The organism is Pseudomonas hygromyciniae (genome assembly GCF_016925675.1).
In the GTDB taxonomy this organism is placed as follows: domain Bacteria; phylum Pseudomonadota; class Gammaproteobacteria; order Pseudomonadales; family Pseudomonadaceae; genus Aquipseudomonas; species Aquipseudomonas hygromyciniae.
Genome location: NZ_CP070506.1, coordinates 303,282 through 327,730, shown reverse-complemented (window position 1 = coordinate 327,730; position 24,449 = coordinate 303,282). Strand labels below are relative to the sequence as shown.

Genomic DNA, 24,449 nt, shown 5'->3' with positions numbered 1-24,449 from the left:
GACTATAGCTGGCTGTCGCATTTCGACCTGGGCCTGAACTGGGCAGTAATCATCAAGTGGCTGCCACGACTGGCCCAGGGCGCGACCCTGACTCTGGAGCTGGTGGCCATCGCGGTGATCGCCGGCCTGCTGCTGGCGATCCCCCTGGGCATCGCCCGTTCCTCACGCCTGTGGTACGTGCGCACCCTGCCCTATTGCTACATTTTCTTCTTTCGCGGCACACCGCTGCTGGTGCAGCTGTTTTTGGTGTACTACGGCCTGGCGCAGTTCGACGCCGTGCGCGAAAGCGCCTTGTGGCCGTACCTGCGGGACCCGTTCTGGTGCGCCACCGTCACCATGACCCTGCACACCGCCGCCTACATCGCCGAGATCCTGCGCGGCGCGATCCAGGCCATCCCGCCTGGTGAGATCGAAGCGGCACGGGCGCTGGGCATGTCCAAGCCCAAGGCGCTGTTCTACATCATCCTGCCGCGTGCGGCGCGCATCGGCCTGCCGGCCTACAGCAACGAAGTGATCCTGATGCTCAAGGCCAGCGCCCTGGCCAGTACGGTGACCTTGTTGGAACTGACTGGCATGGCCCGCACCATCATTGCCCGTACCTACCTGCCGGTGGAGATCTTCTTTGCCGCCGGGATGTTCTACCTGCTGATGGCTTATGTACTGGTGCGCGGCTTCAAGCTGCTGGAACGCTGGTTGCGGGTCGATGCCTGCCAGGGACGCTGATACCCGGTTGACGGGCGAGCGCCTGCTGGAACGCTTCCTCGCGCTGGATGCGTTCCTCACCGAACATCAAGGGCTGTGGCGACCACGGCCCTTTACCCATCTGCGATTGCCTTGGGAAACCCAGCATCCGCAACTGGCCCAATGGCTGCGCCAGCGCTCGCTGGCAGAGGCCGAAAGCAGCCACAACCTGCCCACCGAACTACAGGCGCCGGCGCCGTTTCCCCAATGGGCGCAGCTGGCCACGCGTCTGAGTGCTGTGGATAAGTTACCGTCCGGCGCGCTGCATACGCCGCCGTCGCGCCTGAATGTGGATGTACCCGGGCGCAAATGGCAACAGATCGAGGCGTTTGGCGCCGCCCTGCAGTTTGCCCAGCGCCCCACCCATTGGCTCGACTGGTGCGCCGGCAAAGGCCACCTCGGCCGTCGGCTGCTGCAACCGGGGCAAGAGCTGACCTGCCTGGAATACGATCCAGCGCTGGTTGCCGCCGGCAAAGCCCTCAGTGATCACCATCGATTGCCAGCGCAGCATCGTGAGCAAGATGTGATGGCCGAGGACGCCGTGCAGCACCTCACCCGCGAACACACCCCGGTTGCCCTGCATGCCTGCGGCGATCTGCACGTGCGCCTGCTGCAACTGGCCAGCGCCGCCGGCTGCATGCACCTGGCCGTGGCGCCGTGCTGTTACAACCGCATCGGCAGCGAGCAGTACCAGGCGCTGTCGACCCCGGCCCGCGCTTCGGCACTGCGTTTATCGCGCGAAGATCTTGGCCTGCCCCTGAGCGAAACCGTCACCGCTGGTGCGCGGGTGCGCCTGCAACGCGATACATCCATGGCCCGGCGCCTGGGCTTCGACCAGTTGCAGCGGCAACTGCGCGGGCGTGATGAGTACCTGCCCACGCCTTCGCTGCCCAGCGAATGGCTGAGCCGCCCCTTCGCTGACTACTGCCGGCACCTGGCGGCGCTCAAGGGGTTATCCACAGGTGAACAGGATTGGCCAAGCCTGGAGCAGCACGGCTGGCAACGCCTGGCGCAGGTACGAAACCTGGAGTTGGTGCGTGGCCTGTTTCGCCGCCCACTGGAAGTGTGGCTGGTTCTGGATCGGGCACTGTTTCTGCAAGAAAACGGCTACAAGGCTCAAGTAGGCCACTTCTGCGAAACAGCGCTGACACCGCGCAACCTGATGGTGCTCGCCGAGCGCGATTAAAGGGCAAAGCACCCTGTGGATAACTCTGTTGATGGTTTTTTGGAGTACCCCGTAAATGCGGGGTTCACAGGCCAAAATGCTGACTGGTCATTTTTTGTTCACAAAATAAAACGCACGCAAAACAGGCAGTTGCAGTGTAATGAGAACAGCTCCACAAAATGACCGTTTCAACAGCTGTCCGACTAACGGATTGTGCATAAGCATCTGCACCTAACCGTATAAGACGCCGTCCAATCGCTGACACAGCGCATGGATATCGTCACAGGCCATGCTCGCCGCCGCGCTGTCCAGCGGGTCCTCGCCAAAGGCCAGCGCCTCACTGATCAGCGGGTCACGATGGATCACTTCCAGACCGTTTTCCCCAAGGCGCTGCTGGAATAAGTCCAACATATCCAGGCTGAAGGCGTTGCCTTCGTCCAGTTGGTTGACGAACACGTGGCAACGCAGTGCCGAGGGGCGCGCAAGGTGTGGCGCCAGCAACCGTTGCATCTGCTCCAGTGCGCCCAGTGATGTCGCATCCGCCAGGGCCACCACCACCGCGGTATCGGCGACGTGCAGGGCCTGGTGCAGGTAGACGTTATTGCCGGCGGGAGTGTCAATGATGACCGTGTCCTGCTCACTCAAGCCCAGGTGCGATAAATGCTGCGCCAGCCACTCCGGATCCTGCTTGAGCCAGCGTTGCAAGTCTTCTTGCTGCTGCGTGTCGGTCTCGCCAAAGAGCACCACCCGGCAGCCGCCGAAACCGGGCTGGGCGAGGTGATCCCACGGTCGGTTGCACAGGCTGGCGCGACCGAGTCCCGGAGTGTCCAGAGGTAAGCCGAAATGCAGGTGCAGGGCGTTTTGCGGGTCCAGTTCCAAGACCGTCACCGCACGCCCCAGGCGTTGCAAGCCACTGCCCAATAACGTCGCCAGTGTGCTGCGCCCCACCCCACCATTGACCGACGCCAACACCACGACCCTAGCGCGGCAGGCCGGCATGGCAGTTGGCTGGGGTTGTTCAGCGGGGGAACGTACGTCGTCCAGGGGGGTGTCTTCGAAGAACTGCAGCGTCGACGTTATCTGCAGCTCATGCCTAGCAGTATTCTTTGCGAAACCTTCGTCGGCCTGGCTCACAGCCACTCCTCCCTTATCACGGCACCTCTTATAGAACCTGGGTGCATTTGTTGTTCAAGGAGTGTGTGACAGGACTAGGTGAGTGTCATTATTTTGGTGTTTTTTATCATGATAATTGCGACGAACGGCTAATCGTCAATTTAACGACTCTCCTTTATCCGCTCCCACTGCTGCGCAACCTGCTCGGCACTGGACGCACTGACCCGCGCCAGGTCCACGGGATATTCCACCCCAGGATTTTCGACAAACCGCGTCGCAGTAAATTGACCGTTGCTGGCCCGCAAGATGTAGCCGGTGTCCTGGCATTGCCCCGACGCCAGGAACACCACCCCCGGCGCCACCCACTCAGGCTTGAGATTATCCGGCTCGCCCTCAACACCCCACATACGCGTCTTGGCCACCGGCGACACCGCATTGACCAGAATCCCGTCCTTCGCGCCTTCCATACTCAGGGCATTCATGATGCCCAGTTGCGCCATCTTCCCGGCCGCATAGGCCACCAGACCCGACTGGGCATATTGCTGGTACATCGCCCGATCAGAAGACGTCAGCACCACCCGCGCCGCCGCCGATTGCTTGAGGTTTTTCCAGGCATGTTTGCACAGCCAAATGGGCGTATAGACATTGATATCCAGCGCACGCCCGACAAACGCCGCGTCCGCCTCCTCAATGGCTTGATAACCCACCCAGCCGGCGTTATGAATCAGGATATCCAACTGACCAAATGCAGCGATGGCCACCTCGACCAACTGCCGGCAACCTTGCTCGCTGGACAAGTCACCCTGATGATCAACCACCCTCAACCCCTGAGCCTGCAAACGACGCGCCGCGTCCTGGGCGATGGCATTATCGCCCCCCGAACCGAGGTGATCGGCGCCGATATCACTGACCACCACATTAGCCCCGCGCCGGGCCAAGGCTTGCGCGTAAACGAAACCCAAGCCACGGCCTGCGCCGGTGATAACGGCGGTTTTTCCTGCGAAGTTCATGGAATTTTCCTCGTTGAGTGCCACCTCAACTTAACAACGAACAACGGTGTTGTTTAATACTGATCAAGGGGCAGTTTGATACCTTCTGCGTATCAAGCCTCACGCCATCCCAGGGCCTGGGCACAGGCCCTCATCCGCCTTCGCGAAACCGCGGGAGCGCACGGCCGGCGAGGGAAAAATCGGGTTCTGAAAAATAGTCAGAATTCAGGGGTTTACAGAACCTTTTCAATCGCTATAATCGTCGCCCTAACACGCCGGTATAGCTCAGTTGGTAGAGCAACTGACTTGTAATCAGTAGGTCCCGGGTTCGACTCCTGGTGCCGGCACCATACAAAACGAAGCCCCTGCAGAAATGCAGGGGCTTTGTTGTTTCTGGGATTCGGGGTTTGAGCGTACCCGTCCTATCCACTCGCAGTGGGCACCCTCTTCGCCTCCCTCTCCTCCCCATTGCTTAGCTCCGTCCGGGCATCTGACGTACGTGATGCCTGCATATTTTGGGTGAGCGTAAATCTGTCTCCTTTTCCAAAACGTCCACATAGTGTCCACACCGGAATTACTAGGGCGCGCCCCACCACTTCCATTTCGGCGATTGAGATGTTGCTGTCAGATCACGACTAATCGTCAGGGACATCTGGTGAAAATAAATCCGTCCCCTTTTGAGTCCCCTTTTCACTCCCTTCGGGCTTCAATCCCTAACGTCTCCGGCTGGTGCTGGAGGTTTGCGTGCTTGACCGAATAGTGGGGCACCATGCCAATATCGCCGCAATAATCTGACCTCATTAGCGCGTTGAACGGAAGCAATCCATGCGTAAAGCTGCTCTTTTACTGACCTTTACTGCTTTGGCCGCCGGATGCACAAACACCGGGCCAGGATCACCGGGCGATCCCTACGCAAGCATACGTTGCTCGAAATCATTGGATCCCCCCCCCATCCCCATTGAGCATGTCGAGTACGTGCGCGCGCAAAGCGATGACGGAGACCTCTATTGCAAAAACGTACTTGCCCTTATGTACGAAAGCGGCACGGGTGTTCCGCAAGATATACCGAAAGCCAAAGCGCTCTTTCAATCAATCGCGGATGTGGACGAAGCGGGTTATCACAACCTCGGCCGCATGGCGGAGCAGGGTATTGGTGAAACACCCGACTATGCGAAGGCAAGAGCCCTTTACCAGCGGTCTATTTCTGTTTCTGATAGCAAAAGGAAGTTGGCAAAATTCATGGAGGAAGGGATTGGCGGCCCCCAGGACCTTAACGGGGCAATGGCGCTATATCTGGAAGTCAGCAGCGAAGATATGTACCGGCTACGCGCCAAAGGTGTGCCGTTATCCCCCGAGCAGATAAATGACTTCAACGCAGGCTGGCTCAAGGGAGTGACTAGCAGAATTCAGATGAAGACAGGGCAGGTAAAAAATAGCCTGCCCCTGGAGGTAACGCGAGGCCCTGCTCTCAAGCCAGTTTGGTTCGCGTTGAAGTACATCAAGGGGTCCTTAGTACCTGAAATCGACCTCCTCGAAAGTTCGGGCAATAACATCGTCGATCATCTGGTGTTGAAGGGAATGAGTTCCTACAGATTTCGCTATGAACCTATCATGCCCGAAGGCAAGACCGTTTGGCCGCTGGTTACCAGTCTCAGCCCAAATTCAGCTCCACGCAGTTTGGAGTAGTACGTTTCCCTTGCCGCGCAGCGGGCCGGGCTTTCGTGCTGCGCATCGAGCCTGGTCAAACAGCCGACCTGTCTCCACCTCTTCGGGCTTCAATCCCTAACGTCTCCGGCCGGGCGGCCTGCTGATCAGCACCCACACTCAATCCCCCCCACCTCAACCCAACCTATTCAAAAAATACCGACTAGGCACCTCCCCCAACACCCGCCTGAACACACTCGTAAACGCACTCGAACTGCTATACCCCAAATCAATCGCCACCCGCGTCACCGACTCGCCATTCCCCAACCTGACTACCGCCGCCAACAGGCACGCTTGCTGGCGCCATTCCACGAAGCTGATTCCGGTCTGCTGACGAAACAATCGAGTGAAGGTGCGGCGGCTCATGCCGAGGCGTTGGGTCATGTCGTCGATGCTGGTTTCCAGTGATGGCTGTTCCAGCAGGTTGCGACAGATGTGGGCCAGCCGGGGATCGTTGGGGAGGGGGGCGTTGAGTGACAGGGGGGCGCATGTCGGCTATTTCGTCGAGCAGCAGGGTCATCAGGCGGCCGTGCAGGTGTTCCTTTTCGTAGAGCGCCGGTACGTCGATGGCGCGGATCAGCAGTTCGCGTAGCAGCGTCGATACGCCGAATACCTGGCACTGCGCCGGCAGGTTGAGGCGGGTTGCGGCTCGGGCGCGGATGTAGGTGTTGAGCATGGTCACCGGGCCGCTCATGCTCATTTCGTGGGGCACGCCCGCCGGGACCCAGATGGCGCGGTGGGGCGGTACCACCCAGTTGCCTTGTTGAGTGAAGACGGTAATCACACCGCAAGCGGCGTAGGCAAATTGCCCGCGTTGATGGGTGTGTAACGCAAAGTGCTGGCCATCGTGGTAGTCGTTGGCCGTGACCACGGCGTCGCGGGGGGTGTTTTCGTAGGGGTCGATGTCAGTTTCGCGCATGGCCCGAATTTAATGATTTATGACCTGATAGTGCAAGCGAGCCATCGCGCCTATTGCGCATAGTGACGCCTTGGCTGGCGCACACAGGTGCTGGCGCTGCTTTGTGGGATCAGCACACCATGCAAAAGAAGCATCTGGCCCTGGCCGTGTTGGTGACGGCTGTCTGGGGGCTTAACTTTCCGATTACCAAGCTGGGCCTGGCGGGGATCGACCCGCTGTTGCTGACCGCCCTGCGCTTTACGCTGGCGGCGTTACCATGGGTGTTTTTTGTACAGCGTCCGGCCATTGCGATGAAGTGGCTGGTGGCCTATGGCTTGATTTTCGGGGTGGCGATGTGGGCCTTGATCAATCTGGGGATTGAACTGGGTGTACCGCCAGGCACTGCAGCATTGCTGATCCAGTTCAGTGCGTTTTTTACCTTGGGTTGGGGGGTGTTGTTGTTTCGTGAGCGACTGAGCGTAGGCCAGATCCTGGGGGTGGGTCTTGCGGCAGTAGGACTGATCGGCATTATCGCCAGCAGTCCAGGCGAGGCGACAACGCTGGGCTATGGCTTGTTGCTGGTGAGTGCGTTCAGCTGGAGTGTGGGCAACGTCATCATCAAGCAATCGAAGGTGCGCGAGATGTTTGCTTTTGTGGTGTGGGCCAGTCTGTTCCCGCCGCTGCCATTGCTATTGCTGACCTGGCTGGCACATGGATCGGCGCCGTTCGCGGCGCTGGTCACCCACATGGAATGGCTGACGGTGTTTTCGCTGCTGTTTCAGGTGTATGCGGCCACGCACTTTTGTTACTGGGGGTGGAATTTACTGCTGCGCGAGTACCCGGTTTCCAAGGTGGCACCGTTGTCGTTGCTGATTCCGGTGTTTGGCGTCACAGGGTCCATGCTGTTGCTGGGGCACCGGGTCGATATCAACGAAGGGATCTCGATTGCGCTGATTTTGTCTGCATTGGCAGTCGGGCTGGTGACATGGCGCCGGCCGAAACGGGTTGTATCGCCCGGTCAATAACTCACCGCCCACACCCGGCGTTCATCCAGAAATCTACCGCGCGCAGGAAGGTCGTATCGCACCCTGCCGGGACGCCATCTCCCGCTTGCTGCCGAAGGCGGCGAGCGCCAGATGGCACTTAGCCATATTTCTAATTGACACCCCCCTCCCCGTCCTTTAAAACCCATGCATTCGCTGTGTTCACGCGGGAAAACCTGCCCCTCAACAGCACTCGCCGTTTTTTATCGAGACATGGATGTCGAAGAACCCCCCGCTTTTTAATCGTCGTCGCTATTTGCTCGCGTTTTTTATCGTGTTGCTGGCAGTGCTCGATCCCTTTGGCCTGGCCAGTTCCAGCGACAAGGCATCCGCCCAGTGGCTCAACCGGATGTTTTCCAGCAAGTACCCCAGCAACGGCCAGCAACACATCACCGTGGTGTTGATCGATGACGCCTACCTGATGCGTAACAACACCTCATGGCCGATGCCGTACAACGAGCAGAGCAAGCTGTTCAAACGCTTGCTGGCCTATAAACCCAAAGCGGTGTTTGTGGATTTGCTGTACAGCCACGATCACTCCCTGGGTGACCCGACGCGGGGCAGTCAGTTGTTGGCGAATGTGTTCGAGCGCTATCAGCGCCGGGGCATTCCCTTGCTGCTGGCCAATACCGGGGTGACGCGGGGTGAAAAAGGGCAAGCCAATACCCTCGAACAATTTGCCGCATTCAGCCAGCCAGGGCTGGTGGTGTGGGACGGTGTGGACGACAAGTACCCGCTGGCCATGCCGACCGCGCTGGGGGTGATGGAAACCCCGGCCTTGGCGCTGTACCGCCAATTCTGCAAAGACGCACCCTGCGCGGATCTGCCCGAAGATGCCGAGGCGGCCTCACGCTTGCAGCCAATTGCCGTGCAGTGGGGCTTGAAGCTGGCACCCGAGCAGGCGCAGATCGCGGATATCCAGCACTGCGCAGCGCCACGCAACTTTGTACTGGATTGGGTGGCGCAGTTTTTCCAGGCGGTGTTCTGGAAACTGGACGACTCCGCCCAGGCCCGGTGCCCTTATAGCTTGACCTTGTCGGCCAGCGACCTGGAGGTCAGTTCGCCGGAGGATCAGGCGCTGGTGGCCGGGTTATTGCGCGACCGGCTAGTGATGGTCGGGGCCAGCATCACCTCCACCGGCGATGTGGTGCAGTCGCCCGTGCATGGGCTGATTCCTGGGGTTTACCTGCATGCCATGGCCTTGGACAACCTGATCAACAAGGGCATGGATTACGAGCGCGAGCCGGCCAATTTCCCCGGTTGGAACCTGCACTGGGTAGACGTGCTGGAGCTTGGGTTGCTGGCGCTGATTATCGTGCTCAAGGCCCTGCATGCCCGGCGCCTGGCCGGCCTGCATACCTGGACGCGCTGGCGCAGGCATGAGATCCGCTTCTTCACCTCGCCCTATCCCTCGTGGGGCTTGGTGATGCTGATGCTGCTGGCGGTGTGCGGGGTGCTCTATCTGAACCACATCACCCTGGTCAACGTACTGGGGATTGTTTTGCTGTCATTGGCGCTGTTCAGCGAGCGGATCGAAGCCTTCTTCGACCGTGGTCGCTGAAGGGTGCCGCCACGTCGTCTCACTCAAGGAAACCAAGGATGAACAGAATCCTCATCGTGTTACTCGCCGCGCTCTACAGCCAGGGCGTACTGGCCGAAACCCATGTCATCAAGGAGTTCCTGGCCGACCCGGTAGAGGTGGTGGACGAGCAAGGCAAGCTGCTGCGGGAAGTCGCCCGCAAAGACACACCCAAGCAACCCGTTCAGGTGTTGCAACTCAACAAGGACCTGGAGCTGGTCCTGGTGGAGCTGGCTGGGCAGAAAGTCTGGCTGGATACCAGGGACCTGCGAATCGACCCGCCCCTGAATGTCACAAGACTGCCCTGCCAGCAAATGCCCCAAAGCCTGGCCAAGGACAGTAACAACAAGTCCACTCTCGGCTACGGCGCGGGCTGCAATCAATAAAGGAGTACCGCGGTGAAGGGATATCTATTGCTGGCCAGTGCATTGCTCAGCGGTTGCGCCACCTTGAAGGGTGCAGACCAGGCGTTTCTGAACCTGGTGGGTCCATCGACCCAGTCACGGGTCCAGGGCCACTATGTGGATAACGCTGACGTGCGCCAGTACTACAAGCTCGACGCGCAGCGCACGGGCCAACAGCGCTTGAGTTACGACGGCCGCACCGTACCTGCCGCCGAGGCGCGCCAGCAGAACCTGGCGGATATCCCAATGCTGCAGGTGTACTTGCAGGGCATCGTCACACGCCTGTCCAAGGGCTGGCCGGGGGAGTTGCCGCTGTTGCAGGTGAAGATCACCGACAGCTACAGCTTCGGGCCATCGGCGGACCCGTACGGCAATATCTTCGTACCCCTGGGTATGCTGGAAAACGTCGGCAGTGAAGACGAAATCGCCGCCATGCTCGGCCATGAAATGAGCCATGTGCTGCTGCATCACCATGACCGCGCAGCCGCGTTCCAGGAGCAGAAAGACATGTTCACCACCGTGGCCTCGACGGTGGCCCTGGCAACGGTGGCGGCCAACACCGGGGTGGATCGCAGCTCAGGCACCATGAAGCTGTTCAGCAAGGACCCGGCCGGTACGCAAAAAACCATCGGCAACACGGTGCTGTATACCTCGCTGGCCAACAGTTTTTCCGACAACGTCTGGAGCACCGCCTGGGGCCGCAGTCAGGAAGACCAGGCGGACTTGCTCGGCACCGACCTGATGATCCGGGCCGGCTACGCGCCCCGTGCGGCGACCCACAGCCTGGAGCGCCTGAATGATTTCCAGGGCAAGCAGAAACCATTGCTGACGGGCTTTCTCACCGCGCGCAAGAACGCGATGCAAGACTCATTGCAGCAGTTCAACCTCGACCGCTTTACCAAGGAGCTGGACGTGCTGGTCAAGGACGGCCTGACCACCACCATCACTGCCACCACCGATTACTTCAACCGCTCCCACATGTCCGCCCTCGACCGTGACACCGAGCTGCGCCAATACCTGCAACGCGAGTACCGCAAGGAGCGCCGCGCTCGGGTCAATACCACGAGCTGGCCAAAGGTGCGTGACGCCGCGCCAGTGGCCAAGGCCATGCAAGGCTATAAAGATGCCTACGCCGCCACCGCCGCCCTGGCAAAAAACAAGGTGCCCGAGGCCGATGCCTTTATCCGCCGAGCCTTGAGCTCACCGGTCAAGGACCAGCCGAACATCCGTCGCACCGCCTACGCTGTACGCCTGGCCCAAGGCAGAAATGCCGATGCGCTCAAAGAGTTGCAGGCGATCAAGGACTGGTCCCTGGCTGGGCCTTCGACCTATGACTTGATGATCAGCTATTACCTCAAGCGCGGCGACGGCAAGGCCGCGTTGGCCATGATCGACAAGGCTGAACGCAACCTGGGCTCGGAAGAGCTGTTTATCACCGAGAAGCTGCTGGCCAATCAGCAACTGCAAAACACCCAGCAGGTGCAAAGCGTGCTGCGCAAATGCGGGCAGTACCCGGCGCGCAAGGCCAATTGCCAGAAGTTGGCGCAGGTCAAGGCGTAGGGTTTCAGGCAGGTATAAAAAAACCCCGACAAGTCGGGGTTTTTTATTGCCTGGTATCAGGCACGACGCACGATCTTAGAACACGTTGATCGGGTAGTCGGCGAACAGACGGATTTCGTTACCACCAACGTTGTATTTGTTGGCGTTGGTCGAAACACGCAACCAGGAGGCGCGGGCACGCAGGCTCAGGTCTTTAGCCGGGCCGCTCTGTACCACGTACTTGAACTGGTTGAAGATTTCACGCTCGGTGCCATCGCCACGGTTGCTACCGTCGTCGATGTTGGTGCCGCGCACGTAAGCGATGTTGTAGCTCAGGCCAGGTACACCGAAGGTGGTGAAGTCAATGCCATAGCCGACCTGCCAGGAGCGCTCGTCTTTAGCGTTGAAGTCAGACCAGTAGGAGTTGGCCAGCAGGATGGTGTTGCCACCGTCGCCAATGCCGCTGTCCTTGGTGTTGTCACGATAGCCGCCGTACATGTAGCCGGTGTCACCGGAGCTGCGCTGGTGAGCCAGGGTCAGGCTGTGCGGACCGAAGGCCCAAGTGGCGCCCAGGCTCCAGATTTTGTTGTCGCGAGCGCTAGCATCACCCTGGGTTTGCTGGGCGAAGCTCTTGTCCAGCTTGGTCTTGTAGCCGTTGAAGTCAAAAGTCAGCGACTGCTCTTGTGGCAGGCCCAGCACGTAGTTGACGTTGACGTATTGCTTCTTCAGCACGTCTTCCATGTCGGATGCATACAGCGCGGCCGACAGGCTTTCGGTGAATTTGTAGCTACCACCCAGGTACGAGATTTTTTTCAGGTTGCCGCTGTCGGTCCCTTCGGCGCCTTTTTGGGCTTCCTTGGTGAAGTAACCACCTTGCAGCTCCAGACCTTTGATCTCTTTGGAGACGATCGAGGTACCGGTGTAGGTTTCCGACAACAGACGGGAGTTGTCGTACTGCAGGACCGGCACGGCTGGCATCTGGTCACCGTACTTCAGTACGGTGTTGGAGATGCGTGCCTTGACGGCTGCGCCGCCCTTGGCCAGGTCGTGTGGTGCTGCGCCGCTGTCACCTTGCTTGAAGAAGTTGATACCGCCAGCGCCGCTGCGACCTTTACCACCGTCCAGACGGATGGCGTATTGGCCGATCACGTCCACACCCACACCGACGGTGCCTTGGGTGAAGCCGGATTCGAACTTACCGATAAAGCCTTGGCCCCATTCAGCTTTATCTTGCTTGCCATCTTTGTAATCGCGGCTGATATACGCATTACGCGCCGCGATGTTCAGGTGACTGTCTTCCACGAAGCCTTTGGATTGCTCCTGGTCGTTTGCCATTGCCTGAGTGGCGCTCAAAATCCCCAGAGCAAGCAGACCCATCCGTTTATTCAACATTTTCTTATTCCTATTACTGGTTGAGTACGCGCTGTGAAACCTGGCTCCGTTAGCTTTTCTGATATCGACTTTCCCCAGATACAAAAAGGCCTGCGGACGACTGAAATACGCCGCAGGCCTTTTATATTTGGAGAAGTCATGGCGGTTAGCCACAGGCGTTGAGGCGAATCCTATCCGCGCCCTCAACTGCATGTCAATTTAGTGAATCGTCTGTATTTAGGCAAAAAAAGTCTAAGCGATATTATTTAGCCATTATTTACGCCATATATACGCTCGCCCGATTCATACGGTGAATAAGCCGCTGGTGGGTAACGCATTTTCCAATATGGCGTAAAATTCCCCAAAAGACACATCTTGATACAAATACCTGAGCAGGCAGCGCAAGAATAAATTACGCGCGCAAATAGCAAGCATTATCATTCGCGCATTATTTACCCTCCCTCCTACGGATGCGCCCCTAGATGCCTGCCCCTCGCCTGACGCCCATGACCCTTGGGCTTTCTGCACTGCTGTGCGCCGGATTTGCCTGCGCCGCGACCACACTGCCCGCCACCTCCATCAGCGCCGAAGCTGATGAGGACGACCCACGCGTCAAAGACACCAACACCGCCACCCGCACAAGCACGCCGGTGCGCTACGTGCCCCAGGCAATTGACTGGGTAAAGACCGAGAACCTGCGCGCCTACGGCACCAACGATCTGGGCCAGGCCTTGAGCGGTATCCCCAACGTCAGCAGCGGCGCCGATACGCGCTTCGACAGCTTGCGTATCCGCGGCTTCGAGGCCAGCAGCGACTTCTACCTCGACGGCATCCGCGACGACAGCCAGTACGTGCGCGACCTGCATAACATCGAGCGCATCGACGTGCTCAAGGGCCCCGCCGCGGTGTTGTACGGGCGCGGTGGCCAGGGTGGGATCGTCAACCGCGTCAGTAAGCTGCCCCAGGCCGGGCGTGCTTCCAGCATCGAAGCCCAGGGCGGCAACAACGGGCTGCGTAGTCTGTACACCGACTTAAGCGCCGACCCGACCGAAAACATCAGCCTGCGCCTGAACATGGGCAACGAGGACACCGACAGTTTTCGCGACGGCATCAGCGGCAACCGCAAACTGTTCGCGCCGTCGATAAGCTGGCAACTGACCCCGCAACTGAACTGGCTGGTGCAATACGAATACAGCCGCTACGACCGCACCCCGGACCGTGGCATCCCCGGCGTGCGCGGGCGCCCGGCCGATGTGAGCCGCGACACCACCTACGGCGACCCACGCGACTACATCGACGACACCACCCAATCCCTGCGCTCCAAGCTCGCCTATGAACTCAACGACAGCTGGCAACTGCGCCACACCCTGGGCGTGTTCAAGCTCGACAGTGACTTCGACAACACCTACCAGACCGGCTACGACCCCAAGACCAACACCGTCGGGCGCCAGCGCTGGCAGCAGGACCTGAGGACGCGCAACGTATTCAATAACGTCGAGCTCGAAGGCGGCTTCAACACCTTTGGCCTGGAGCATCGCCTGCTGAGCGGTGTGGAATTGGGCAGCCAGCGCCGTGATCCGAAGCTGTACAGCGCGGTAACGGCAACAGTGCCCGGCCTTGATCTGAACCACCCCAACCGGCACCTGAGCCATACCGGGCCGATGAGGATCTCCAGCAACAACCACACCGAAGTCGAAAGCCAGGGGCTGTATGTGCAGGACCAACTGCGCCTGAACGATCAGTGGCAAATACTCGCCGGTTTGCGCTACGACCGTTTTGAAGTGGACACCACCAATAAGATCATCAACACCCGGCAAAACGTCGACAGCCACAACACCAGCCCACGGCTGGGCGTGGTGTGGACGCCGGTGGAAAACCATTCCTTCTACGCCTCCTGGAGCAAGACGTTTTCCCCCACCGGTGGCGGCCTGATCGGCATCACCCCGAATGCGACGGGCAATGCCAACGATCTGAGCCCCGAGCTGACCAAGCAAAAAGAAATCGGGGTCAAGAGCGACTGGCTCGACGACCGCCTGAGCACCACCCTCGCCGTGTATGAACTGGAACTGTACAACCGCCGCACCCGTGACCCGGAGAACCCGCTGATCACCCTGCTCAGCGGCATACAACGCTCCCGTGGTATCGAGCTGACCACCACCGGCAAAATCGTCGGCAACTGGTATGTACGCGGCGGCGTCGGCGTACAGGACGCCAAGGTGGTGAAAGACAACAACGGCTTTGAAGGCAAGCGCATCAGCGACGTGGCCAAGCGCAACGCCAGCCTGTTCGTTACCTGGAAACCGGAAATGGGCTGGTACGCCGAAACCGGCCTGACCCTGGTGGGCGACCGTTATGCCGATAACGCCAATACCGTGATACTGCCCGGCTATGGCCGCTGGGACGCCCTGGCCGGGTTCCGGCACAAGGACTGGGATGTAAGGGCGGCGCTCAATAACATCAGCGACAAGACGTACTACGCGTCGGCGACCAGTGCCAACCAGATCCAGTTTGGAGACCCGCGCAGCCTGGTGGTAACGGGGACGTACAACTTCTAACCCACATGCAGTTCCTGTGGGAGCGGGCTTGCCCGCGATAGCAGTGTGTCAGTTGATGCATATGTGACTGATACACCGCTATCGCGGGCAAGCCCGCTCCCACATTTGAATATCAGTTACGGATCAACTCGCACAGCACCTGCACCTCATCCTCGCTGAACAGCCCCACCGGGTAGCGTTCACTCATCACCCTGCGTGGATCAGCCTGCCGGATCCGGCGTGAGCCATTTGCCTTCAACCAAAGGGCCAGCGTGTGAATCGCGTCACCTCGAACGACCAAAGGATGGGACGCGCGTTTATAGACCAGGTTGATATCGGCGTTCATTTCAGCGCTCTCTCCTACTGCTTGAGCGGCCAACTTACTCAAGGTTTATGACAGAACTGCGCAGTCACAAACCCCGATCACTGTCACAACGCCGATACAAGAGCTATGCCAACAAGCCGACTTACGGGCTTACAGACACAAAAAAGCCCACGACCCTCACGGGCCATGGGCTTGCTGTTATTGCTCGGTGCATCTGCCGGCGATCAGTCGCCGTACGGCGAAATTGCCTGTTACAACTGCACTCAGTTTTTGTGCGGCGCGGGCTGTTGTTGCGTCAGGCAGTGGATATTGCCGCCCCCCAGTAACAGTTCACGCCCCGGCACCATCACCACTTCATGTTGCGGAAACAGACCCTGAAGAATTTCCTGGGCACGGCTGTCCAGCGGATCATCAAAACTCGGCGCGATAATGCCGCCGTTGACGATCAGGAAGTTGACGTAGGAACCGGCCAAACGCACGGTCGGATTACGCTCCTGGGAACCGTCCACTGGATCGACACCGGCGCACTCTTCCTCAGTGGCGTACAACGGCCCCGGGATCGGCATTTTATGTACGGTAAGTGCGCGGCCCTTGGCGTCAGTGCTGTTTTGCAGCACGTCCATGGCAGCATGGCAGCGCGCATAGTTTGGGTCTTGCGGGTCGTCAGTCCAGGCCAGCAACACTTCGCCTGGGCGCACGTAGCAGCAGAAGTTATCCACATGGCCGTCGGTTTCGTCGTTGAACAGACCGTCGGGCAACCAGATGATCTTATCCACCGCCAGGTGGGCGCTGAGGACCGCTTCGATCTCTTCACGGCCCAGATGCGGGTTGCGATTGCGATTGAGCAGGCATTCCTCGGTGGTGATCAGCGTGCCTTCACCGTCAACGTGAATCGAACCGCCTTCGAGCACAAAACCCTCGGTGCGATAACGCGGGCTGCGCTCGATCTCGAGGATCTTGCCGCCCACCTGGGCGTCGCGGTTCCACGGCGCATACAAGCCACCGTCAAACCCGCCCCAGGCATTGAAGTCCCAATTCACGCCACGGACTTCGCCTTGGTCATTGATCACGAAGGTCGGCCCGCTGTCGCGTACCCACGCATCGTCGCTGGACATCTCCACCACACGAATATTTGGCACATCCAGGCGCGCCCGGGCGTTTTCGTACTGGCCGGCCGAAACCGCGACCGTCACCGGCTCAAAGCGCGCAATGGCCTTGGCCACCGCCACATGGGCCGCCTGTGCCGGCTTGCCGCCCAGGCGCCAGTTGTCCGGACGCTCTGGCCAGATCATCCAGGCCTGGGTCTGGGGTGCCCACTCGGCTGGCATATAGAAGCCGTCAGCGCGAGGCGTGCTGTGCAAAGTGGTCATGGCGATCAGGACTCCAGGGAACCGTCGAGGGTCTTGAGCGCGCCGTACAGGTTCGGCCGGCGATCACGGAACGAGCCCCACGCGCTGCGGATGTGCTCCAGCTCATCGAGGTCGAAGCTGTGCACCAGGATGCCTTCTTCGGTTTCGTTGAGTTCTTCGACTTTCTCGCCGAACTGGTTGGCGATGAACGACGAGCCGTAAAAAGTAATGTCGTAGCCGTCCTGCTCTTCGTTGCCAATGCGGTTACTGGCGATCAGCGGCATCAGGTTGGCGCCGGCATGGCCTTGTTGCACGCGCTGCCAGTGGTCGCGGGACGAGATGGTCTTGTCGTGTGGCTCGCTGCCGATGGCGGTCGGGTAGAACAGGATTTCCGCGCCTTGCAGCGCCATGCTGCGGGCACATTCCGGGAACCATTGGTCCCAGCAGATGCCCACGCCGATTTTCGCATAGCGGGTGTTCCACACTTTGAAGCCGGTATCGCCCGGGTTGAAGTAGTACTTTTCGTGGTAGCCAGGGCCATCCGGGATGTGGCTTTTACGATAAATCCCGAGGTTGGAGCCGTCGGCATCAATGATCGCGATGCTGTTGAAACGCGCACGGCCAGCCAGTTCGAAAAAGCTGATCGGCAGGACGACTTGCAGTTCCTTGGCGATTTTCTGGAAATGCTTGATGGCCACGTTTTCTTCAACCGGGGTTGCCAGTTGCAGATAGTCCGGGTTTGGCTTTTGGCAGAAGTACGGGCTTTCGAACAGTTCCTGGATCAGGATGATCTGCGCGCCTTTGGCGGCGGCCTCACGGACCAGCTTCTCAGCGGTCTCGATATTGGCTTCGAGGTCCCAGGAACAAGCCATCTGGGTAGCGGCGACGGTAACGATACGGCTCATGAATCATCTCCTGGGCGGTGGTCAGCGGCCAGGATAACCGGGGCCGATGACAGAAAGGGGAATGCTGGGCGACTTTATAGCGGATAAAAATCGGCTTTTAAAGCTTGCAGATCTCCATCCATCGAAAAAAAACAAAATATTCCCGATAACAATCGACTTAAATTCTGAAACCCCATCGCCCTTGTGGGAGCGGGCTTGCTCGCGAAAGCGGTGTGTCTGTCTACAAATCTGTCACTGATACACCGCTTTCGCGAGCAAGCCCGCTCCCACAGTGGTGATCTCATTTCAACTCATAGAAAGGTGTCTACAACCCTTCATCCAACACCTTCGACAACATGTCGACAAAGAAATCCACACTACGTTTAGACGTAACCATCGGCGGCTTGATCTTGAGGATGTTCAGATAGTCCCCAGTCGGCTGCATGAAAACCCCCAACTCACGTAGACGATCGCACAACAGTGCGGTCTCTTCGGTGGCCGGCTCCAGCGTCTGCCGATCCCGCACCAACTCCAACCCCAGGTAGAAGCCCGAGCCATGCACCGCCCCCACCAGGGGATGGCGCTCGATCAACGCTTGCAGCCGCGCCTTGAAATGCCCGCCGACCACCTGGGCGTTTTCCCAAAGTTGCTCTTCCTCCATCACATCCAGCACTGCCAGGCCGATCCGGCAACTCACCGGGCTGCCGCCCGAGGACGAGAAGAAATACCCTTCGGCCTCCAGGGCTTCGGCGATTTCCCGGCGGGTAATCACCGCGCCCAGGGGCTGGCCGTTGCCCATGCCTTTGGCCATGGTGATGATGTCCGGCACCACGCCCTGCTCCTCAAAACCCCAGAAGAAATGGCCCATGCGTCCGTAACCGACCTGCACTTCATCGGCAATACATACCCCGCCCCGGGCGCGGACCAGGGCGTACACCTGCTGCAGGTAGCCCGGCGGCAAGGAAATACCGCCGGCATTGCCATACACCGGCTCGCAGATAAAACCCGCCAGCTGGCGCTGACTGGCCGCGATCTTCGCCAGGTTGTGCTCGACGCTACGCACATAATCCGGCGCACTGTCCGGGCCACGGAAATGGCCACGATAGGTATTGGGCGCGGTCACCGGATGCACCCAGTCTGGCCGGCTGCTCAAGGCCTGGGGGTTGTCGGCGATCGAAGTGGACACCGCATCGGCCGCCACCGACCAGCCGTGGTAGGCCTCCAGCACACTGAGCATGTCGCGTCCGCCGCTGTAGGCCCAAGCCAGGCGGATCGCCAGGTCGTTGGCTTCAGTGCCGCTGTTGACCAGGAACACCCGGTCCATGGAATCCGGGGCCAGGGCCAGCAAACGTTCGGAGAACTCGGCAATCGCGGCGTAATGAAAGCGTGAGTTGGTGTTGAGCAGCGACCACTGCCGCGCCGCCACCTGCGCCATGCGTGGATGGCCGTGGCCCAGCACCGCGACATTGTTGAGCATGTCCAGATACGAACGGCCCTGCATGTCGATCAGATGGTTGCGCCAACCGCGCTCGATGCGTGGAGGGTCGAGGTAATAGTGCTTCTGCGAGCGCGCAAAGCTGGCATCGCGCCGGGCCAGCAAGGCGTGTGGATCCAGCTCTGGCTCGGCGTCGCAGGCAAGGCCCAGCAGCGTCGCCGGCGAGGGGCACAACGCCTGCCAGGCCGCTGCGCGCGATGGCGTGCAGAACAACGGTGGCTCAAGGTCGACGCGGCACAGTTGCACCGCCAATAGCCCGCCAACCTCACCCAGGACCTGGCCCTTGAGCACCGCTGCGCCGGCCTGCAACACCGGTTCAACACCCCACAGCCATACGTTCAGTTGCGCACTGTGCACACATAACCCGCCATCGGCCGTGCGGCGCAGGGTGCCGGCAAACGGCGCCTGTACGACAGTGCCCGGGGGCGCGTGTAACTCGACATGCAGCGCGCAGGTATCGGGTTCGGCCGCGCTGTCGGGGCGTGTGCGGGACAGGCGATATTGACCATACCGGCTGGCCGCCAAGCCATGGGCCGCGGCCGCTTGCTGCAATAGCTGCTGATCGATGCCGGGGGCTTCCCAGTTGCCCGCCTCAAAATGCGGGCTGAGCACGCCCAGGTCGATCAGCGCGAACTCACGCCCCACCAGGCCCGGCAACAGCGGGGCAAAGCCTTCGCTGGTCGTGAACGACGGGGTCGCACCGACGCACGCCAGGATCGCCGACTCCATCAACTCAAATGGCACCGAGGTGGCAACCTGGAAGATTTCCCACTCGTGCTCGGCATTCTTCAACAGGTAGGCGTTATCCGGATCCAGGCGCTGCTGCTGTTCACTGCTCAACACCAACACCGCCGCGCGGGCCACGATCAGCGGCCACAGCGCCTGCAACTCCTGCGGCTGCAAGGGCGTCAGGGCGTGATAGGCCTGGATCGCCGGCAGCATCGCGAACGGGTCGCCCTCGGCATGGTGGAGTAACGCAGCACAGGTCACCGACAGATCGGCAATCCGCCAGGTGTGCACCAGATCGCCGAAATCGATGACCCCCTGCACCTGCCAATGCCGCTGGGCATCGCGCTGCCAGACCACATTGTCATCGGTGATATCCATATGCACGGCTTGCCAGGGCAATTGATCGGCCAGGGGCCGGATGCGCTGCTCGACCTGTGCGGCGACCCGTTCCAGGGCCGCGCGGTGCGGCAGGTTGTCGAGTGCCGACAACAAATGACTGATCAGCTCCCGGGCATGGCGCGGGTCCCACTGCAGCGTGCGCTCAAGGCCCGCATGGGTGAAGCCGGCCAATGCCAGGCTCATCTGCCCGCACAGCCGGCCAAAACCTTGGATCACCTCACGGCCCAGGTGCGGCAGGTGGGTCAGCGGCTGGCCTTCGATATAGTCCAGCAACCGCACATGCAGGGTTTGCCCGGCGACCGTCACGGTCAGCAGTTGCTCGCCGTCGAGGGCCCTGATGACCTCTGGCACCCGCACCCCGGATTGCAAGTGCGCCAGGGCCGCATGCTGGGCGTGCAATTCAATGGAGGCATACTCGCCACGGCAGATTTTCAGGACGAAGCGGCCACGGTCGCTATCGACTCGGTAATTGAGGTCTTGCTGGCTGCCCAGGGACTGCAGCGTGCCAGTGAAGCCGTAATGCTGCTCCAGCAACTGCAAAGCCTGCTGCGGCCCGACCTGCGGGCACGGCAAACTGGCGCGGTGGATCAATGTATCGAGCAACATGTGACGGCCCCTGGTTTTTTGTCCGGCGCTTATATCGCCATTGTTGAAGGGGTTTGCGCAAGCCCTGGGCGACGGCCAAGCCGCCAATCTGACCGCGCGCCCTTGCACCGGCCCGCGCCACAACACAAGCTATGCTCCATTCGCTTTATGTCTGTCTAAGGAAAAGGGCTTTTGACATGCGCATTCTGATTACCGGCGGTGCAGGATTTATTGGCTCGGCTCTGGTCCGGCACTTGATTCAACATACCGGGCATGAAGTGCTCAACCTCGACAAACTGACCTACGCCGGCAATCTTGAGTCGCTGACCAGTATTGCGACCAATACCCGCTATGAATTCGTCCAGGCCGATATCATCGACCAGGCCACCGTCAGCGCAGTGCTGGCACGCTTTCAGCCCCAGGCCATCATGCACCTGGCAGCCGAGTCCCATGTCGACCGCTCCATCGACGGTCCGTCGGACTTTATCCAGACCAACATCGTCGGCACCTACAGCCTGCTGGAAGCCACTCGCGCCTACTGGCAACAGTTGCCAGAGCCGGCCAAAAGCGCCTTCCGCTTCCATCACATCTCCACCGACGAAGTGTATGGCGACCTGCATGGCGTGGATGATCTGTTCACCGAAACCACGCCTTACGCGCCAAGCTCGCCCTACTCCGCGAGCAAGGCGGCGTCCGACCACCTGGTCCGCGCCTGGCAGCGCACTTACGGCTTGCCGGTGCTGCTGACCAACTGCTCGAACAACTACGGGCCGTTCCACTTCCCAGAGAAGCTCATCCCGCTGGTGATCCTCAATGCCCTGGCAGGCAAGGCCCTGCCGGTGTACGGCGATGGCCTGCAAGTACGCGACTGGCTGTTTGTCGAAGACCACGCCCGTGCGTTGCTCAAAGTGGTCACCGAAGGTGTGGTGGGCGAGACCTACAATATCGGCGGTCACAACGAACAGAGAAACATCGACGTGGTCCGTGGCATCTGTGCCCTGCTCGAAGAGCTGGCGCCACAGCGTCCGGCCGGCGTTGCCCAGTTCACCGACCTGATCACCTTCGTCAAGGATCGCCCAGGCCACGACCAGCGCTACGCCATCGATGCCAGCAAGATCGAGCGCGAATTGGGCTGGGTTCCTGAAGAAACCTTCGAAACCGGCCTGCGCAAGACCGTTCAGTGGTATTTGGATAACCTGGAGTGGTGCCGCCGGGTGCAGGACGGCAGCTATCAAGGACAACGACTGGGCAACACCGACCTAAAGGATTTGATCGCATGATGAAGGGAATTGTACTGGCCGGCGGCTCCGGCACCCGCTTGCACCCCATTACTCTGGGGGTGTCCAAGCAGTTGTTGCCGATCTATGACAAACCGATGATCTACTATCCGATCTCGGTGCTGATGCTCGCCGGCATCAAGGAAATTCTCGTGATTTCGACCCCGGCGGACCTGCCGCAGTACCGCAACCTACTGGGGGACGGTAGCCAGTTCGGGGTTACCTTCAGCTACGCCGAGCAGCCCAGCCCGGACGGCCTGGCCCAGGCATTCCTGATCGGCGAAGCATTTATTGGCAAGGACCCTGTGTGCCTGATTCTGGGCGACAACATCTTCCACGGTCAGAGCTTCAGCCAGCAACTGCACAGCGCCGTCAAACGCGAAAAGGGCGCCACGGTGTTCGGCTACTGGGTCAAGGATCCAGAACGCTTTGGCGTGATCGACTTCGATAGCGAAGGCCGCGCCCTGTCCATCGAAGAGAAGCCTCTCACGCCCAAATCCAGCTATGCGGTGACCGGGCTGTACTTCTACGACAACGACGTGATCCAGATTGCCAAATCGATCAAACCCTCGCCACGCGGCGAACTGGAGATCACCGACGTCAACAATGCCTATCTGCAACGAGGCGACCTTCAGGTTGAGCGTTTTGGCCGAGGTTTCGCCTGGCTCGACACAGGTACCCACGACAGCCTGCTGGAGGCCTCGCAGTACGTACAAACCATCGAGCACCGCCAAGGCTTGAAAGTGGCGTGCCTGGAAGAGATCGCTTACCAGAACGGCTGGATCGACCGTGAGCATTTGCTCGAGCGGGCGAAGTATTTTGGCAAGACCGGCTACGGGCAGTACCTGTTCGCCCTGGCTGGAGAGCGCCAGTGAATATCGTCCAAACCACCCTGCCGGGCGTGTTGATCATCGAACCTAAGGTGTTCGGTGACGAACGTGGTTTCTTCTACGAAAGTTTCAATGCCCGCGCGTTTGCAGAGGCCACCGGCCTGACGCGCAACTTTGTCCAGGATAACCACTCACGCTCACAGAAAGGCGTATTGCGCGGCCTGCATTACCAACTGGAACATACCCAGGGCAAACTGGTGCGCGTCAGCGCCGGCGAGGTCCTGGACGTGGCGGTCGACATCCGCCGCGGTTCGCCGAATTTCGGCCAATGGGTGGGTGTGCGCCTGTCTGCGCAGAATCATCGGCAACTGTGGGTACCGGAAGGGTTCGCCCATGGCTTCGTGGTACTGAGCGACTACGCCGAGTTCCTCTACAAAACCACCGACTATTACCAGCCAAGTGCCGAGCGCTGCATTTTGTGGAATGACCCAACGCTGGCCATTGACTGGCAATTGACCGAGCCGCCACAACTATCCGCCAAGGATCAGCAGGGCAAGCCCCTGCTGGAAGCCGACCTGTTCCCATGAGCACACCCTTGAAAATCCTCATCACCGGCCAACACGGCCAGGTTTCCCGTGAGTTGCAACAGCGGCTCCAGGGCCTGGGCGAACTGGTGGTGCTGGGTCGCGACCAGCTCGACCTGACTAACCCCGAACAGATCCGCCAACAGGTACGCAGCCATCGCCCCGGGCTGATCATCAACGCTGCGGCGCATACCGCTGTGGACCAGGCCGAGAACGAGCCCGACGTTGCCTTCGCGATCAATGCCACCGCGCCCGGCATCCTGGCCGAAGAAGCCAAGGTCCTGGGCATTGCGTTGATCCACTACTCCACAGACTACGTGTTCGACGGCAGCAAACCTGCGCCCTACAGCGAGGACGACGCGCCCAACCCGTTGGGCGTCTACGGCATGAGCAAGCTGGCGGGCGAACAGGCCATCGCGGCGGTGGGCGGTCAGTACCTGATCCTGCGCACCAGTTGGGTGTATTCGTGCCACGGCAAGAATTTCCTGCTGACCATGCAGCGTCTGCTCCAGGAAAAGCCGCAGATGCGCATCGTCGCCGACCAGATCGGCGCGCCGACCTGGGCCGGGACCATCGCCAACAGCACCCGTGCACTGATCGAGCGCTGGCAGGCCGGCCAGGCCGGAGACTGGGGCGTGTATCACCTGACGGCCCAGGGCGAGACCTCGTGGTTCGGCTTTGCCCAGGCCATTGGCGAGCACCTGCTGGCCGAAGGCAAGGCCTGCGCCGCGCTTGAAGGGATTCCCGCCAGTGACTACCCAACGCCCGCCAAGCGCCCGTTGAATTCGCGCCTCGATTGCAGCCGCCTGCAACAACAATGGCAAGTCGGCCAACCACAATGGCGCGAAGCATTGCGCGAGTGTCTTGCACAGCAGCACTAGGCATAATGCGCCTGTACCCATAGGCGCATGA

At 60.0% G+C, this 24,449-nt stretch carries 19 protein-coding genes, 1 tRNA gene and 1 pseudogene; 13 read left to right on the top strand and 8 right to left on the bottom strand.

Features of this window, described 5'->3' with window-relative positions; all coding sequences use genetic code 11:
- Positions 1–33 precede the first annotated feature (33 nt).
- Positions 34–723 (top strand): ABC transporter permease, encoded by a 690-nt coding sequence (locus JTY93_RS01380; protein ID WP_029295855.1) that lies wholly within the window; start codon positions 34–36, stop codon positions 721–723.
- Complete coding sequence (locus tag JTY93_RS01375; RefSeq protein ID WP_205477891.1) at positions 704–1,927, top strand: methyltransferase; 1,224 nt, start codon at positions 704–706, stop codon at positions 1,925–1,927. Before JTY93_RS01380 ends, JTY93_RS01375 begins: the two co-directional genes overlap by 20 nt.
- 210 nt (positions 1,928–2,137) lie before the next feature.
- Here JTY93_RS01375 and bcsQ read toward each other — a convergent pair whose 3' ends face one another.
- Together bcsQ and JTY93_RS01365 are read right to left on the bottom strand one after the other, a co-directional pair.
- Positions 2,138–3,040, bottom strand: coding sequence for a cellulose biosynthesis protein BcsQ (gene bcsQ, locus JTY93_RS01370; RefSeq protein WP_240357262.1), 903 nt, complete (start codon positions 3,038–3,040; stop codon positions 2,138–2,140).
- Between the two features lie 140 nt (positions 3,041–3,180).
- Positions 3,181–4,029: an SDR family NAD(P)-dependent oxidoreductase gene (locus JTY93_RS01365; protein WP_205477890.1), complete on the bottom strand. Its 849-nt coding sequence runs from the start codon at positions 4,027–4,029 to the stop codon at positions 3,181–3,183.
- Positions 4,030–4,282: 253 nt separating this feature from the next.
- Here JTY93_RS01365 and JTY93_RS01360 point away from each other — a divergent pair.
- A tRNA-Thr gene (locus tag JTY93_RS01360) sits at positions 4,283–4,358 on the top strand.
- Positions 4,359–4,833: 475 nt separating this feature from the next.
- Positions 4,834–5,694 carry a tetratricopeptide repeat protein gene (locus JTY93_RS01355; protein ID WP_205477889.1) on the top strand — a complete coding sequence of 287 codons (861 nt, stop codon included), beginning with the start codon at positions 4,834–4,836 and terminating at the stop codon, positions 5,692–5,694.
- Positions 5,695–5,847: 153 nt separating this feature from the next.
- On the opposite strand, the pseudogene JTY93_RS01350 reads toward JTY93_RS01355, so the two are convergent.
- Positions 5,848–6,631 (bottom strand): annotated as a pseudogene (locus JTY93_RS01350) (AraC family ligand binding domain-containing protein).
- Positions 6,632–6,750: 119 nt separating this feature from the next.
- Between JTY93_RS01350 and JTY93_RS01345 the strand changes: the two are divergent.
- The 4 genes from JTY93_RS01345 to JTY93_RS01330 all read left to right on the top strand — a co-directional run bounded on the left by JTY93_RS01345 (position 6,751) and on the right by JTY93_RS01330 (position 11,196).
- Positions 6,751–7,635: an EamA family transporter gene (locus JTY93_RS01345; protein WP_205477887.1), complete on the top strand. Its 885-nt coding sequence runs from the start codon at positions 6,751–6,753 to the stop codon at positions 7,633–7,635.
- Positions 7,636–7,870: 235 nt separating this feature from the next.
- Positions 7,871–9,214 (top strand): CHASE2 domain-containing protein, encoded by a 1,344-nt coding sequence (locus tag JTY93_RS01340; protein WP_205477886.1) that lies wholly within the window; start codon positions 7,871–7,873, stop codon positions 9,212–9,214.
- Positions 9,215–9,252: 38 nt separating this feature from the next.
- Positions 9,253–9,618, top strand: a complete 366-nt coding sequence (locus tag JTY93_RS01335) for a hypothetical protein (RefSeq protein WP_205477885.1) — start codon at positions 9,253–9,255, stop codon at positions 9,616–9,618.
- Positions 9,619–9,630: 12 nt separating this feature from the next.
- Positions 9,631–11,196 (top strand): M48 family metallopeptidase, encoded by a 1,566-nt coding sequence (locus JTY93_RS01330; RefSeq protein ID WP_205477884.1) that lies wholly within the window; start codon positions 9,631–9,633, stop codon positions 11,194–11,196.
- Positions 11,197–11,271: 75 nt separating this feature from the next.
- Here the strand turns inward: JTY93_RS01330 and JTY93_RS01325 are convergent, their stop codons facing one another.
- Entirely contained in the window at positions 11,272–12,567 is a 1,296-nt protein-coding gene (locus JTY93_RS01325) for an OprD family porin (RefSeq protein WP_205477883.1), read from the bottom strand.
- A 461-nt stretch (positions 12,568–13,028) separates the two neighbouring features.
- Here JTY93_RS01325 and JTY93_RS01320 point away from each other — a divergent pair, with 461 nt between their 5' ends.
- A complete protein-coding gene (locus tag JTY93_RS01320; RefSeq protein WP_205477882.1) occupies positions 13,029–15,101 on the top strand; it encodes a TonB-dependent receptor in 2,073 nt (690 codons plus the stop codon).
- Between the two features lie 112 nt (positions 15,102–15,213).
- Here JTY93_RS01320 and JTY93_RS01315 read toward each other — a convergent pair whose 3' ends face one another.
- The 4 genes from JTY93_RS01315 to JTY93_RS01300 all read right to left on the bottom strand — a co-directional run bounded on the left by JTY93_RS01315 (position 15,214) and on the right by JTY93_RS01300 (position 20,867).
- A complete protein-coding gene (locus JTY93_RS01315; RefSeq protein WP_169991881.1) occupies positions 15,214–15,426 on the bottom strand; it encodes a hypothetical protein in 213 nt (70 codons plus the stop codon).
- 242 nt (positions 15,427–15,668) lie between these two features.
- Positions 15,669–16,775: an agmatine deiminase gene (gene aguA / locus JTY93_RS01310; protein WP_205477881.1), complete on the bottom strand. Its 1,107-nt coding sequence runs from the start codon at positions 16,773–16,775 to the stop codon at positions 15,669–15,671.
- Between the two features lie 5 nt (positions 16,776–16,780).
- Positions 16,781–17,659 carry an N-carbamoylputrescine amidase gene (aguB, locus tag JTY93_RS01305; protein ID WP_169991877.1) on the bottom strand — a complete coding sequence of 293 codons (879 nt, stop codon included), beginning with the start codon at positions 17,657–17,659 and terminating at the stop codon, positions 16,781–16,783.
- A gap of 304 nt (positions 17,660–17,963) precedes the next feature.
- Positions 17,964–20,867, bottom strand: a complete 2,904-nt coding sequence (locus JTY93_RS01300; RefSeq protein ID WP_205480206.1) for an aminotransferase — start codon at positions 20,865–20,867, stop codon at positions 17,964–17,966.
- Between the two features lie 176 nt (positions 20,868–21,043).
- Here JTY93_RS01300 and rfbB point away from each other — a divergent pair, with 176 nt between their 5' ends.
- Genes rfbB through rfbD form a run of 4 tightly spaced genes read left to right on the top strand, consistent with a single transcriptional unit; the run spans position 21,044 to position 24,418 of the window.
- Positions 21,044–22,126, top strand: a complete 1,083-nt coding sequence (gene rfbB / locus JTY93_RS01295) for a dTDP-glucose 4,6-dehydratase (protein WP_205480204.1) — start codon at positions 21,044–21,046, stop codon at positions 22,124–22,126.
- On the top strand, positions 22,123–22,998 hold the full coding sequence (rfbA, locus tag JTY93_RS01290) for a glucose-1-phosphate thymidylyltransferase RfbA (protein WP_205480202.1): 876 nt from the start codon (positions 22,123–22,125) through the stop codon (positions 22,996–22,998). The genes rfbB and rfbA overlap by 4 nt, the downstream gene beginning before the upstream one ends.
- Entirely contained in the window at positions 22,995–23,540 is a 546-nt protein-coding gene (rfbC, locus tag JTY93_RS01285; RefSeq protein WP_205480199.1) for a dTDP-4-dehydrorhamnose 3,5-epimerase, read from the top strand. Before rfbA ends, rfbC begins: the two co-directional genes overlap by 4 nt.
- Positions 23,537–24,418, top strand: coding sequence for a dTDP-4-dehydrorhamnose reductase (gene rfbD, locus JTY93_RS01280; protein WP_205480197.1), 882 nt, complete (start codon positions 23,537–23,539; stop codon positions 24,416–24,418). The genes rfbC and rfbD overlap by 4 nt, the downstream gene beginning before the upstream one ends.
- Positions 24,419–24,449 lie beyond the last annotated feature (31 nt).